General features: G+C 58.1%; 15 protein-coding genes, 4 tRNA genes and 1 pseudogene. 10 read left to right on the top strand and 10 right to left on the bottom strand.

Annotated elements, in window-relative coordinates:
- Positions 1-132 precede the first annotated feature (132 nt).
- The 6 genes and pseudogenes from VY732_RS25265 (at position 133) to VY732_RS30095 (ending at position 2,339) form a co-directional block, all read left to right on the top strand.
- Positions 133-208 (top strand) — tRNA-Asn (locus tag VY732_RS25265).
- A 9-nt stretch (positions 209-217) separates the two neighbouring features.
- Positions 218-294 (top strand) — tRNA-Pro (locus VY732_RS25260).
- A 5-nt stretch (positions 295-299) separates the two neighbouring features.
- A tRNA-Lys gene (locus tag VY732_RS25255) sits at positions 300-375 on the top strand.
- A 97-nt stretch (positions 376-472) separates the two neighbouring features.
- A tRNA-Pro gene (locus VY732_RS25250) sits at positions 473-549 on the top strand.
- Between the two features lie 164 nt (positions 550-713).
- A pseudogene (locus VY732_RS30100) lies at positions 714-1,436 on the top strand (MCP four helix bundle domain-containing protein); the annotation flags it as partial.
- Between the two features lie 39 nt (positions 1,437-1,475).
- Positions 1,476-2,339 carry a methyl-accepting chemotaxis protein gene (locus VY732_RS30095; RefSeq protein WP_371044025.1) on the top strand — a complete coding sequence of 288 codons (864 nt, stop codon included), beginning with the start codon at positions 1,476-1,478 and terminating at the stop codon, positions 2,337-2,339.
- A 63-nt stretch (positions 2,340-2,402) separates the two neighbouring features.
- Here VY732_RS30095 and VY732_RS25240 read toward each other — a convergent pair whose 3' ends face one another.
- From VY732_RS25240 to VY732_RS25220, 5 genes are all read right to left on the bottom strand, one after another.
- A complete protein-coding gene (locus tag VY732_RS25240; RefSeq protein ID WP_077574586.1) occupies positions 2,403-2,810 on the bottom strand; it encodes an HvfA family oxazolone/thioamide-modified RiPP metallophore in 408 nt (135 codons plus the stop codon).
- Positions 2,811-3,099: 289 nt separating this feature from the next.
- Positions 3,100-4,398, bottom strand: coding sequence for an NAD(P)/FAD-dependent oxidoreductase (locus VY732_RS25235; RefSeq protein ID WP_095121769.1), 1,299 nt, complete (start codon positions 4,396-4,398; stop codon positions 3,100-3,102).
- A 63-nt stretch (positions 4,399-4,461) separates the two neighbouring features.
- Complete coding sequence (locus VY732_RS25230; RefSeq protein WP_007909875.1) at positions 4,462-4,635, bottom strand: DUF3094 domain-containing protein; 174 nt, start codon at positions 4,633-4,635, stop codon at positions 4,462-4,464.
- A 51-nt stretch (positions 4,636-4,686) separates the two neighbouring features.
- A complete protein-coding gene (locus VY732_RS25225; RefSeq protein ID WP_331692362.1) occupies positions 4,687-5,214 on the bottom strand; it encodes an MOSC domain-containing protein in 528 nt (175 codons plus the stop codon).
- Complete coding sequence (locus tag VY732_RS25220; RefSeq protein ID WP_007909887.1) at positions 5,211-5,837, bottom strand: DUF1780 domain-containing protein; 627 nt, start codon at positions 5,835-5,837, stop codon at positions 5,211-5,213. Before VY732_RS25220 ends, VY732_RS25225 begins: the two co-directional genes overlap by 4 nt.
- Before the next feature lie 118 nt (positions 5,838-5,955).
- Between VY732_RS25220 and VY732_RS25215 the strand changes: the two genes are divergently transcribed.
- Together VY732_RS25215 and VY732_RS25210 are read left to right on the top strand one after the other, a co-directional pair.
- Complete coding sequence (locus VY732_RS25215) at positions 5,956-6,645, top strand: energy-coupling factor ABC transporter permease (protein WP_331695895.1); 690 nt, start codon at positions 5,956-5,958, stop codon at positions 6,643-6,645.
- A 65-nt stretch (positions 6,646-6,710) separates the two neighbouring features.
- Positions 6,711-6,926 (top strand): hypothetical protein, encoded by a 216-nt coding sequence (locus tag VY732_RS25210; protein ID WP_007909901.1) that lies wholly within the window; start codon positions 6,711-6,713, stop codon positions 6,924-6,926.
- A gap of 6 nt (positions 6,927-6,932) precedes the next feature.
- On the opposite strand, the gene yacG is transcribed toward VY732_RS25210, so the two are convergent.
- Genes yacG through pilB form a run of 5 tightly spaced genes read right to left on the bottom strand, consistent with a single transcriptional unit; the run spans position 6,933 to position 11,544 of the window.
- Positions 6,933-7,133 carry a DNA gyrase inhibitor YacG gene (gene yacG / locus VY732_RS25205; protein ID WP_116029790.1) on the bottom strand — a complete coding sequence of 67 codons (201 nt, stop codon included), beginning with the start codon at positions 7,131-7,133 and terminating at the stop codon, positions 6,933-6,935.
- The gene (coaE, locus tag VY732_RS25200; RefSeq protein WP_123593223.1) at positions 7,130-7,753 is read right to left on the bottom strand and encodes a dephospho-CoA kinase; all 624 of its coding nucleotides are present in this window, start codon (positions 7,751-7,753) and stop codon (positions 7,130-7,132) included. Before coaE ends, yacG begins: the two co-directional genes overlap by 4 nt.
- Positions 7,750-8,622, bottom strand: coding sequence for a prepilin peptidase (locus VY732_RS25195; RefSeq protein ID WP_331692361.1), 873 nt, complete (start codon positions 8,620-8,622; stop codon positions 7,750-7,752). The genes coaE and VY732_RS25195 overlap by 4 nt, the downstream gene beginning before the upstream one ends.
- Before the next feature lies 1 nt (position 8,623).
- Entirely contained in the window at positions 8,624-9,841 is a 1,218-nt protein-coding gene (locus tag VY732_RS25190; protein WP_077574580.1) for a type II secretion system F family protein, read from the bottom strand.
- A gap of 2 nt (positions 9,842-9,843) precedes the next feature.
- Positions 9,844-11,544 (bottom strand): type IV-A pilus assembly ATPase PilB, encoded by a 1,701-nt coding sequence (pilB, locus tag VY732_RS25185; RefSeq protein WP_331692360.1) that lies wholly within the window; start codon positions 11,542-11,544, stop codon positions 9,844-9,846.
- Positions 11,545-11,769: 225 nt separating this feature from the next.
- Here pilB and VY732_RS25180 point away from each other — a divergent pair, with 225 nt between their 5' ends.
- Both VY732_RS25180 and VY732_RS25175 read left to right on the top strand, forming a co-directional pair.
- On the top strand, positions 11,770-12,210 hold the full coding sequence (locus VY732_RS25180; protein WP_016986243.1) for a pilin: 441 nt from the start codon (positions 11,770-11,772) through the stop codon (positions 12,208-12,210).
- A 296-nt stretch (positions 12,211-12,506) separates the two neighbouring features.
- Entirely contained in the window at positions 12,507-12,869 is a 363-nt protein-coding gene (locus VY732_RS25175; protein ID WP_331692359.1) for a BON domain-containing protein, read from the top strand.
- The last annotated feature ends 269 nt before the right edge of the window (positions 12,870-13,138 follow it).

Below are 13,138 nucleotides of genomic sequence, written 5' to 3'. Positions count from 1 at the left end.
TTGAAAGCAATTTAGGGGGTTGACAGAGGTGTTCTAGGTTGTAGAATAGCGCGCCTCAGACACACGAACGCAGCGATGCGAACGAGTGACTAGATGCAACAAGTTTCACCGTTGTAAATTGAAATATGTAGTTCCGTGATAGCTCAGTCGGTAGAGCAAATGACTGTTAATCATTGGGTCCCAGGTTCGAGTCCTGGTCACGGAGCCAATTTCAAACCGGGGTATAGCGCAGTCCGGTAGCGCGCCTGCTTTGGGAGCAGGATGTCAGGAGTTCGAATCCCCTTACCCCGACCATTTTTGGGTCGTTAGCTCAGTTGGTAGAGCAGTTGGCTTTTAACCAATTGGTCGTAGGTTCGAATCCCACACGACCCACCATTTTTGAAACCAGTTAACGCTGGGATCGAATCTTAAGATCAGAGGCCAAAAGCGCTGATCGAAGAAGGCGATCTTTGAAAGGTCGCCTTTTTTTTACCGGGGTATAGCGCAGTCCGGTAGCGCGCCTGCTTTGGGAGCAGGATGTCAGGAGTTCGAATCCCCTTACCCCGACCATATTAAAAATCCTCGTATCGAAAGATACGGGGATTTTTTTTGTCCGACAAAAACTCATTTCCCCTTCAAGTCATCATACAACCTGCCGATAGCCCGCTAACACGAGGGGACTGCCATGGCTTCGCCCCTTGAATCTGGCCAATACAAGAATAAGGGCGTTCCTCATGTTGCTTCGTCAGTTGAATATTGCTCCCCGGGCGGCCCTGGGGTTCGCCCTGATCGCGGTGTTGGTGGCTTTGCTCGGCGTGTTTGCGCTCGGGCAGATGTCGAGTATTCGCGACAGCGAGGTCGCGGTAGAAAACCAGTGGCTGCCGAGTATTCGTGGCGGCGACGAGATTCGCGAGATCATGCTGCGTATCCGCACCATCTCGTTGCGCATGGCGCTGGATCAGGACGCGAACAATATCGCCACCTACCGCAGCCAGATGGACACTCGCGACAAAGAGCTGAGCGAGAAAATCGGCGCTTACGACAAACTGGTCAACACCCCGGAAGGCCAGCAGCTATACGGCCAGTTCAAGAAAACCTTCGCTGCCTATCGCAGTGGCATCGCTCAATCCTTCGCCCTTGCTGAGCAAGGCAAGCGTGATGAGCTGACCAAATTGTTGCTGGTCGACATGAAAACCGTCGTCGATGGCTCCGGCAAACAACTCAACGATCTGGCAGACCTGTTCGCCAAACAGGTCGCCGCCGAAAGCCAGAAGTCTGCTGCGCACTACGAAAACTCGCGCACGATTGTCAGCTTGTTCATTGCCTTGGCCGCGCTGGCCACCGTGGCACTGGCGATGATGCTCACGCGCAGTATTGTTCGGCCGCTGAGCAGCGCCGTGAGTGCAGCAGAAAGTGTCGCGCAGGGTGATCTGACCCGGCCAATCGAAACCCACGGCAACGATGAAGTCAGTCGTTTGCTTAAAGCCTTGGCGACCATGCAGCAGAACCTGCGTGAGACGCTGCAAGGCATCAGCGGTTCGGCCACACAACTGGCGACCGCTGCCGATGAACTCAATGCGGTGACACTCGACAGCACACAGGGGCTGCAGCAGCAGAACAACGAAATTGAACAAGCTGCGACTGCGGTCAACCAGATGACGGCCGCAGTGGAAGAAGTCGCACGTAATGCGGTATCGACGTCTGACGCAACCCGTCAATCCAGCGAGTCGGCGCATCTGGGGCAAGTGCGCGTCAGTGAGACCGCCACCGCCATCAATGCCCTGGCCAGCGATGTGCAACAGACCGGTGAGTTGGTGCAATCACTGGCCAACCAGTCGCAGGACATTGGCAAAGTGCTGGACGTGATTCGGGCGATCGCCGAGCAGACCAATTTGCTGGCGCTCAACGCAGCAATTGAAGCGGCTCGCGCCGGCGAGAGCGGGCGAGGGTTTGCCGTAGTGGCCGATGAAGTAAGGGCTTTGGCTTATCGTACGCAGCAATCGACGCAGGAGATCGAGCAGATGGTCCAGGGCATGCGCAGCGGTTCGAGCCTGGCGCTGGATTCGATGCAGGCCAGCACGGCGCGGGCCACGACCACGCTGGCCTTGGCTGAACGTGCCGGTGAGGCGCTGCAAACCATTACCGCGTCGGTGCATGAGATCCATGAGCGCAATCTGGTCATTGCCAGCGCGGCGGAAGAACAAGCGCAAGTCGCGCGGGAAGTGGACCGCAACCTGGTGAACATTCGGGATTTGTCGGTAAGGTCAGCCGCCGGTGCCGACCAGACCAGTGCCTCCAGCCATGAATTGTCGCAACTGGCCAATGCCTTGCAGGGCATGGTGCGGCGCTTCCAGTTGTAAACGGGCAGGCCTGAAAAAGCCGCGTTTCTCTCAGGAGAAGCGCGGCTTGGTTTTTTCTGCCGATCAGGCGCCGTCTTGATCTTTCAGGTGCTCGAACAAGCCTTTTGGCATCTTCTTGCCATTGGCTTCAAAGTTGGCCTTCACGTTGTTGTAGGCCTCTTGCTCGTCGATGAAGCCGTCATGGTTGGTGTCGATCTTGTCGAAGTCTGATTTCGGCGCGACTTTCAGAAATTCGGCGCGCGAGACCTTGCCGTCACCGTCGCTGTCAGTCTTGGCCATCGAAGCATCGCCACATTTACCTTCACCGCATTTGCCCTCCGGCGCTTTCACCGAAGTTTCTGCCGAGGCGACCATGTAGCCCTGCGTCAGTGGTTGAGCGGCAAACACCGAACCGGACAGCATCAGGCCGCCCGCCAGCGCGGCGCCGATCAGGCCAATGGATTTTTTACCGAGGGTCGAAGTACGGGACATTTACATTCTCCTGGGCTGCACTGCGCAACCACACGTTAAGGACGATTGCCTGAGCAGGTGTTGCTCGGGTGTGGCCATTAAGCGGTGGCGGTGTATCGCGACTGTGTCGCCGAGCAGGGGAGTTTGTAAGCGAAGGAGGGAAAAGCGGGGCGGGGATACAGTAAGAAACAGATCTTTCGATCAACACAAAACATTGTGGGAGCGAGCCTGCTCGCGAAAGCGTCGGGTCAGTCGCATTAACATTGAATGACAGAACGCATTCGCGAGCAGGCTCGCTCCCACAGGTTTTTTAATGCAATTTCAGACGCGGTTCAGTGCCTCGACCAATCTTGCTACCCAGCATCAGCATCGCCGTGCGGAACGGCCCGTACAGCGCCATCTGGTGCATGCGGTACAGCGACACGTAAAACATCCGCGCCAGCCAGCCTTCGAGCATCACGCTGCCGGTCAGGTTGCCCATCAAGTTACCCACAGCCGAAAAACGCGACAGCGAGATCAGCGAGCCGTAGTCGGTGTACTTGTACTCCGGCAGCGTCTTGCCTTCGATGCGCAGCTTCAGCGACTTGGCCAGCAACGACGCCTGCTGGTGCGCGGCTTGCGCCCGTGGCGGCACGTTGCGGTCGGTACCCGGTTGCGGGCACGCGGCGCAATCGCCGAAGGCGAAGATGTTTTCATCGCGCGTGGTTTGCAGGGTCGGCAACACTTGCAGTTGATTGATGCGGTTGGTTTCCAGGCCATCGATGTCCTTGAGGAAACCCGGTGCGCGAATGCCCGCTGCCCAGACTTTCAGGCTGGCCTTGATCTCGTTGCCATCGGCAGTGATCAGGCTGTCGGCGGTCACTTCGCTGACCGAGGCGTTGGTCATCACATTGACCCCGAGCTTTTCCAGGGTCTTGTGTACCGGCCCGCTGATGCGTTCCGGCAGGGCTGGCAATACTCGAGGCCCGGCTTCGATCAGGGTGATGTGCATGTTTTCCGGTTTGATCCGGTCCAGACCATAAGCCGCCAGTTCATGGGCAGCGTTGTGCAGTTCGGCCGCCAGTTCAACGCCCGTCGCACCGGCACCGACGATCGCCACGCTGATCTGCTCGATCACATCGGTTTGCCCGGCGTGAGCACGCAGATAGTGGTTAAGCAGTTGCTGGTGGAAGCGCTCGGCCTGTTTGCGGGTGTCGAGGAACAGGCAGTGTTGCGCTGCGCCCTGAGTACCGAAATCGTTGGTGGTGCTGCCGACGCTGATCACCAGTGAGTCGTACTGCACTTCACGTGCCGGCACCAGTTCTACGCCGTTTTCGTCGTAGGTGGCGGCCAGCTGGATTTTCTTCTGCGCGCGATCGAGCCCGCTCATGCGCCCCAGCTGGAACTCGAAGTGGTTCCATTTCGCTTGGGCAACATAGTTGAGTTCGTCTTCGGAGGAGTTCAGCGATCCGGCGGCCACTTCGTGCAGCAGTGGTTTCCAGATGTGCGTCAGATTGGCGTCGACCAGCATCACACTGGCCGTGCCGCGTTTGCCCAGAGTCTTACCCAGACGGGTAGCCAACTCCAGACCGCCGGCGCCGCCGCCGACAATAACAATACGATGGGACATAGGGATAACTCGCAAGGTTTTTAAAGGAAATCGGTGCGGTTACCCAAGCGAGCGCCAAGCAGCTCATAGCGTCAGGTAACTGATAAATCGGCTCAACAGGCCCAGACCAATGGTCACTGCCAGCACCAGCACGAGGAGCATCCACGGCCGGAATGGCCGGCGCTCGACTCGGTGTTGGGACAGTTGCAGGTACTCTTCGACATGTTTCTGGTCTTCAGGGTTCAGGCGGCTGGTCATATTTGCCTCGTCAGGTAGACGTTGCTGAATGGGCAGAAGCTACAGCGGTTTTTATCCGGGGTTGAACGCAGCATAGCCGCTGTCCGGAACCGGTTCGACGCTGACCCGGTCTTCGAGGCGAATGATCCCGCTTTGTAACACCCGCGCGGTAATTCCGCCATGCCCGCGCACGGCTTGAAACGTACCGGGGCCGAGGTTGTTCTGCAGGCGTGCGCAGGGCTGGCACCAGCCCGTGGTTTCGAATATTGCCTGACCGATGCGAAAGCGCCGACCCTTGAGGCTAAACAAATTGATACCGCTGATAACAAGATTGCGCCGCAGGTCTTCAGGCCTGATTGGTTGATCGTCGGGGCGGCCCATCAGGGCGTTGATCACCGGCAGATGTTCCCACTGGATCAGCGTGACCTGCCGCGCGTTACGCACACCAGGCCGGGCGTGGTCGCCGGTCAGTCCTGCTTCCAGTCGCGCCTCCACTGCATCGAGTTCGATCATCGGCCCACGGGATTCGGGGCGCACGCCGATCCAGCGTACACGCCCAGTCTGCGGCACATCGGCGATCAATTGCTGAAGTGGCGTCACAGGCTGATCCCGACATCGAAGACGATGCTGCGGCCGAGGTTGCTGCGCAGAAAATCCGGTGCATCCGGATGCGCGAACAATACGCGGGCGAAGGTCGGGCCGACGAGTGACAGCGAGCGCCAGCCCTGACGCAGGTATTCGGTGGGCGGGGGGAAATGGCTGTTCAAATCCAGTACTTCTCGTTTGAGGCTGGCGAAGGCGATGATGTCCAGTTCGCCGAGATCCATGCCGCGTTCTTTGTAGTTGTGGGCTTTTTTGCGCAGGGTCGGCGCCAGTCGCAGCAGGAATTCATTGGCCGGGATTCGTTTGGGCTTGGCTTCGCGGCGGACCAGTTGGCTGAGGGAAAAGGCGCTGCGCCGCCGCTGCAATTCATCTCGCCACTCATCGTTGAGTCGGCGCCCCTCATCGAGAACGAAGAACACTTCGAAATTGGCATCCCGAAACAAAACGTCCGGCGGTTCGCCAGCGGGCGCGAATTCGTCGGCGCGGTAGGGAATGTTCAGGCCTTGCAGCAGGCGCTGACAGACCCAACGCTCACGCTCCCATTTGCGGGCATTGGACAGAAAGGCGTTGGCCTGCTCGGCCGCGATGGTCAGCAGGCGTAAATAATCTGAGTCATCCATAGGCCCAAGCTTAGCGTTCAAATGCGACAAACAGATAGCTTTGCATCAGCTGATGCGTTGCGGGCGGCGGTGTAGACTGCCACAAAGGACGTAAAGCCATGGATAAAGTGAGGGAATGATGATCGGTGCCGAACTGTTGTCCTCGGCGAGCCTGACGCTCGGCTGGCTGATTTATCTGCCGGTGCTGCTCTGGGCGATTACGCGCGCGCCGTGGGTCGAGTTGTTCAGCGACAGCCGGCGTCAGCATCTGTTGTTCGGCACGGTATTCGCGCTATTTCTGTTGTGGCTGGTGCGCAGGGATTTCGACACCGGCGTGTCCTATCACTTTATCGGCATGACCGCCGTGACATTGCTGCTGGATTGGCCGCTGGCAATTGTCGGAGGCCTGGTCGCACAGATCGGCCTGGTGCTATTGGGTCGTCAGGATTTGCTGGCGGTCGGGGTCAATGGCTCGCTGCTGATCCTGTTACCGGTGTTGATCACTGAATGTGTGGCGATCCTCGTCGAGCGCGCACAGCCACGTAATCCGTTTGTTTATATCTTCTGCTCCGGATTCTTCGCTGCGGCGTTGTCCGCGCTGTTATGTCTGATCCTGAGCCTGACGCTGCTGTGGTACGACGGTCTCTTCGCCATGCCGGAGTGGCTGGAAGACTTCATCGGGTATCTGTGGCTGCTGCTGTTTCCCGAGGCGTTCATCAACGGCATGGTCGTCAGCGCACTGGTGGTGTTCTGCCCGGAATGGCTGGAGACGTTCAATCGCACGCGCTACCTTTCGGCGCCGTGGAAGGACGACGACCCCAAGTCTTGATCCATATCAAATCCGCCACGCGCGGGAAATTTCATGCTCGCGCAAATCCCTTCAGGAGCAGCGGCATGAGCGTTTACGAGTGGGCAAGGCAGGAGACCCGGCAGAGTCTGGACATGGCGCAGGAGGTGGGCTTTGACCCGGGGTTGAGTTTGCGCGCCTTGCTCAGTGCGGTGGTGCAGCAGAGCAAGGCTGTGCGCAATGCCGAAGACCTGGCCGACGAATTGCGTTTTCTCGCGGAAAACCTCGACGACGATCAGGACTACGGCTTTATGCGGCCCTGATCGGGATCAGTGGCGTGGATCGAAATCGCCGGAAAACAGTTCATCTTCGGCGTCCGGTGCAAGCGGAATCTTGTGTTCTTCCGATGCCCAGGCGCCGAGGTCGATCAGTTTGCAGCGATCAGAGCAGAACGGCCGAAACTTGTTTTCTGGGGTGAATTCCACGGGGGCGCCGCAGGTCGGGCATTCAACGGTGGGGATCTGGCTCATGCTTGGCCTCCGGATAAAGTCAGGTAAAAGTGATGCAGGCGCTCGACCTCGCTGTGCAGCCAGGCGAGGTCGCGGTCGTTGACCACCACGTCGTCGGCACGGCTCACACGGTCTTCGCGGCTCGACTGAGCCTTGAGGATCGCCTGAACCTGCTGCTCGCTGGTCTGGTCACGCTGCAAGGTGCGTTCGATCTGCAATTGTTGCGGGGCGTCGATCACCAGGATGCGCTGGGTCATCGCGTATTGCCCGGATTCGATCAACAGCGGCGAAACCAGAATCGCGTAAGGCGATTTTGCCAGCGCCAGATGATGAGCGATTTCCTCGGCGATCAACGGATGCAGCAGGGCTTCGAGCCAGCGCCGTTGCTCCGGCTCTTCGAAGATCAGCTTGCGCAGGGCCGCGCGGTCCAGTGTGCCATCGGCCTGCAAAACACTAGGGCCGAAGTGTTCGGCAATCTTTGCCAGCGCCGGACGCCCCGGTTCTACCACCCAGCGCGCCGCGTGATCGGCATCCACCACGTGGACACCCAGATCAATGAAGTGCTGGGCCGCCGCGCTTTTGCCGCTGCCGATGCCGCCGGTTAGGCCGAGAATCCAGGGTTTTTCCACAGGGGTATTCATTTCAAACCGACAGACTGCCAATAGAAGTCGGTTATTTGACCACCCCAGAGCAAGGCAATCCAGCCGGCAATTGCCAGATAGGGGCCGAAGGGGATCGGCGTCGAGCTTTTCTGTTCGCGCAGGCGTAGCAAAATCACCCCGATAATGGCGCCGACCAGCGATGACAACAGGATCGTCAGCGGCAGAATCTGCCAGCCTCCCCAAGCGCCGAGCAGCGCCAACAGTTTGAAATCACCGTGGCCGATGCCGTCCTTACCGGTCAGCAGTTTGAACAGCCAGAACACTGACCACAGCGCCAGGTAACCGGCCACCGCGCCCCACAGCGCATCGTGCAAGGGCACGAACAGGCCGAAGCTGTTGACGATCAACCCCAGCCACAACAACGGCAGCACCAGCACATCGGGCAGCAGTTGATGTTCGGTGTCGATCAGACTCATTGCCAGCAAACCCCACGTCAGGACAATCAGCAGGCATGCCGACCAACCGAAGCCGATATGCCAGGCGATGAAGGCAGAGAGCAGCCCGCAAGCCAGTTCGGTCAGCGGATATCGTTTGCTGATGGGCGCAGCACACGCGGAACAACGCCCGCGCAGCCACAGGTAACTCAACAGGGGAATGTTTTCCCACGGGCGAATCCGATGGGCGCAATGTGGGCACTCGGAGTGCGGCAGCATCAGGTTGTAAGTCGGCAGTGGCGCTTCGCCGGGCAAACCGAGCACGTCGTGGGCTTGCTGGCGCCAATCGCGTTCGAGCATTTTCGGCAGGCGCCAGATCAGCACGTTGAGGAAGCTGCCGACCACCAGACCCAGCAGCAGGGCGGTGAAGACAAAGGCCAGCGGATACAGAGCGAACAGTTCGTCGATAGGCATGTCAGATCGCTGAGCCGAGTTGAAAAATCGGCAGATACATGGCCACCACCAGCCCACCGACGATTACCCCCAGCACGACCATGATGAACGGCTCCATGAGGCTGGTGAGGTTGTCGACCATGTTATCCACTTCCTCTTCGTAAAACCCCGCGACCTTGTCGAGCATCTCGTCCAGCGCGCCGGACTCTTCGCCGATCGCGGTCATCTGCACGGCCATGTTGGGAAAGACCCCGGTGCTGCGCATCGAAAAATTCAGCTGCATGCCGGTCGAGACGTCCTGGCGAATGCGCAGCACGGCACGCTTGAACACCACGTTGCCGGTAGCGCCGGCCACCGAGTCGAGCGCTTCCACCAATGGCACACCGGCAGCAAACGTGGTCGACAGGGTTCGAGCGAAGCGGGCTACCGCTGACTTGTACATCAGCGTGCCGACCAAGGGCAGTTTCAACAGCCAGGTGTCTTTGCGATCACGTAGCGCCTGGGAGGTTTTCAGTGCGTGACGGGTGCCGAAAATCGCCGCGACCAGCGCGCCGAGAATCGCCCACCACCATTGCTGCATGAATTCCGAGAGGCTGATGATCATCAGGGTGAAGGCCGGCAGCTCAGCGCCGAAACCGGAAAAAACCGACTGAAACTGCGGCACCACTTTGACCAGCAGGATCCCGGTCACGACTGCCGCCACCAGCACCACGGCGGAGGGGTAAGTCATGGCTTTCTTGATCTTGGCCTTGAGCCGTTCGCTTTTTTCCTTATAAGTCGCGACACGTTCGAGCAAGGTGTCGAGGGCGCCGGACTGCTCGCCCGCATCGACCAGATTGCAATACAGCTCGTCGAAATACTGCGGCTTTTTGCGCAGGGCCGTGGCGAAGCTGTTACCGGCCGCGACCTCCTGTTTGACCTCGTCCACCAGCTTGCGCATGGCCGGGTTCTCAAAACCCTCGCCAATAATGTCGAACGACTGCAGCAGCGGCACGCCGGCCTTCATCATGGTCGCCATCTGCCGGGTGAACAGAGCGATGTCCTGAGCCTTGATGCGTTTGCCAAAGCTCAGCAACGAGGCGGACTTCTTGCGTACCTTGCCGGGATTGATCCCCTGTTTACGCAGTTGTGCCTTGATCAGTGCCGGGTTCTGTCCACTTAGTTCACCGGTGACTTTACTGCCTTTCCTGTCCGTACCTTCCCAGGCATAAATACTGATTTTCGCTGCCTTGACCGCCATGTTCAGTCCTTGGTGACCCGGTTGATTTCTTCAAGGCTGGTGATGCCTTGCATGGCCTTGTGCAGCCCGGAGGTGCGCAGGTCGTCGAAGCCGTCGCGGCGCATTTGGCTGTCGATTTCCAGCGAGTTGCCTTCGGCCATGATCAAGCGTTGCAGCTCCGGTGTGTTTTTCACCACTTCATAAATCCCCACGCGTCCCTTGTAACCGCCGTTGCAGTGATCGCAACCGACCGGCTCGTAGATCGTGAAATGGCCGATGCGTTCCTCGGGGAAGCCTTCTTTGATCAAGGTTTCGCGCGGGATTTCGATGGCTTTCTTGCAGTGGCTGCACAGTTTGCGCGCCAGGCGCTGGGCGATGATCAGGCTGACCGAGGTGGCGATGTTGAAACCGGGAATGCCCATGTTGTGCAGACGCGTGAGGGTTTCCGCAGCGCTGTTGGTGTGCAGGGTCGAGAGCACCAGGTGACCGGTCTGCGCAGCCTTGATCGCGATCTCGGCGGTTTCCAGGTCGCGGATCTCGCCGACCATGATCACGTCCGGGTCCTGCCGTAGAAATGAGCGCAGTGCCTGGGCAAAGTCGAGCCCTTGCTTGGGATTGACGTTGACCTGGTTGATGCCTTCCATGTTGATTTCCACCGGGTCTTCGGCGGTGGAGATATTGATGTCGACGGTGTTGAGGATATTCAGACCGGTGTAGAGCGACACGGTTTTACCCGAACCGGTGGGGCCGGTGACCAGAATCATGCCCTGTGGCTGCTTGAGTGCGGCCATGTACAGATCCTTTTGCTCGGGCTCATAGCCGAGGGCGTCGATACCGATCTGCGCGCTGGACGGGTCGAGGATCCGGATCACCACTTTTTCGCCCCACAACGTCGGCAGGGTGTTGACCCGGAAATCGATCGATTTGCTCTTCGACAGACGCATCTTGATCCGCCCGTCCTGCGGTTTGCGCCGTTCCGAAATATCCAGGCTGGCCATGACTTTCAGGCGTGCGGCGATGCGCCCGGCCAGTTGAATCGGTGGCTTGGCCACCTCGCGCAGGATGCCGTCGGTGCGCACCCGTACCCGGTAGTTCTTCTCGTAAGGTTCGAAGTGCAAGTCGGATGAGCCGCTTTTGATCGCGTCGAGCAGCATCTTGTGAACGAAACGCACCACCGGCGCATCGTCGGCGTCGAGCCCGCCGATAGCGTCTTGCTTGCTGTCGTCGATGGACTCGACATCGACCCCGTCGAGATCGACATCGGCCATGTCCTCCAGACCACTGGCGTGGGTGTCGAAGAATTTCTCGATGGCGTCGCTGAGCTTGTCGTCCTCGACCAGAATGGCTTCGGTGCTCAGGCCGGTGCTGAACTGAATGTCGTTGATCGCTTGATGATTGCTCGGGTCGGAAATCCCCACGAACAGTTTATTGCCGCGCCGCCACAAAGGCAGGGCATGGTGCTGGCGCACGAGTTTTTCGCTGACCAGTCCCTTGGGCTGGGTTTCCTTGTCCAGGCAGTTGAGATCAAGGAACGCCATGCCGAAATGCTCGGAGGCGATCTCGGCGACCTGTGAGCTTTTCACCAGTTTGTTCTGCACCAGATAGCTGACCAGCGAAAGGCGATTGCGCTGGGCCTGTTGCCAGGCCTGCTGGGCAGTTTTTTCCGTGAGCAGTTCGGCCTGGACCAATTGCTTGGCCAGACCGCTCAGAGCGATGTCATTCATGGGGATTCCGCACGCTTGCAGTTCATGACTTATAGCCTAGTCAAGTGACAGCGCCAAACACGGAGGGTGCAGGTGACAAAAAGTGTCAGATAGTGCGGTTGCATGTTGTAGGAAATGGCGTTGTACACGCTTTGCGCCCAGTGGGCGGGGGCTGGAGGCATTGGCATGGCCTATGCTGCGTCCCTTGCAGATCATGAGATTTCGACTCATGCATGGAGCGTGTCTATGAAAAAACAACAAGGTTTTACTCTGATCGAGCTGCTGATCGTGGTGGCGATCATCGGGATTCTGGCGACTATCGCCTTGCCGCAGTACACCAAGTATCAAGCGCGGGCGAAGGTCACGGCGGGTCTGGCGGAAATCAGTGCACTGAAGATTCCGTTTGAAGACACCATTAACCAAGGCACCGATCCAAGCCTGACGAACGTCACCGGTAGCGCCACTTTCACCACCACCAACTGCGGCACCGTAGCGGCGTCAGGTACTGCGTCTTCCGGGGCAGGCAGCATCGTTTGCACGCTCGCTAACGCACCAGCTCCGGTGTTGGGCAAAACGATCACGCTAACCCGCTCTTCCGGGACTGGCTCGGCAGCGGGTGTCTGGAGTTGTGCATCAACCGTGAACGCCGACTACGCCCCTAAAGGCTGCCCAGGCAGCGGTACTTGATCGATCATTCGATCTGTTAAAAATGCCCCGTTTACGGGGCATTTTCTTGGTCTGGCGATAAATAAAAGCTTCAATAATTTCAGCGTCTTAGGAACTTTCCAAAAAACCGCAACTTGCATGCGATTTATCTGCAAGTCATGCAAATTGCATGAAACCGGAATTTGGGTTTTTGGCTAAGTGTTTGATTTTAAAGATTTTTATTATGGATAAAAAGTTGGCACAGCGTTCGCAACTACCTTGGTAACCCTGCTGACAAGACAACCAGCAGACTTTCCAGAAAAACAGGAGTTACTCGTATGAAGAAGTTCGCTATCACTGCCGCTGCTGCTACCGCTACCGCGCTGACCCTGACCATGGCTTCCGGTGCATTCGCACAATCCACCCAGGCTACTCAGGCTCCAATGACTCTGGCCGCCGGTGAAATGACCAAGGCTAAAGAAACTACTTCCGATACCTGGATCACCACCAAAGTCAAAAGCGACCTGGTCACCGAAAAAGGCATCCCAGGCACTGACATCAAAGTAGAAACCAACAAAGGTGTTGTGTCGCTGTCGTCGACTGTAGCCGTTACCGAAGCTCAGAAAACCACCGCAGTGAACATCACCAAGAAAATCAAAGGCGTTAAAGCGGTCTCCGCTGACGGCCTGAAAGCCGAGTAAGGCATGACTTCTCGCCTGGACCGGGAGAAGGCGCGACAGACGGGCCGAGCAATACGTCTGCCGCAACTTTAGAGTTCATGCGAACGGTCACACGGATGTGACCATTGCAGGCCCCGCCACTTGTGCCGGGGCCTGTTCTATTTCAGGGGCAACACAAAACAAATGTAGGAGTGAGCCTGCTCGCGATAGCGGTGAGTCAGTCAGCAATTTGATTAGCTGACAGACCGCTATCGCGAGCAGGCTCACTCCTACAGGGGGAATCGGTGTTG

Origin of the sequence: Pseudomonas sp. ZY71 (assembly GCF_036542145.1) — a bacterium.
In the GTDB taxonomy this organism is placed as follows: Bacteria; Pseudomonadota; Gammaproteobacteria; order Pseudomonadales; family Pseudomonadaceae; genus Aquipseudomonas; species Aquipseudomonas koreensis_A.
The sequence above is the reverse complement of the archived record's forward strand: the minus strand, read 5'-3'. Positions and strand labels throughout refer to the sequence as shown.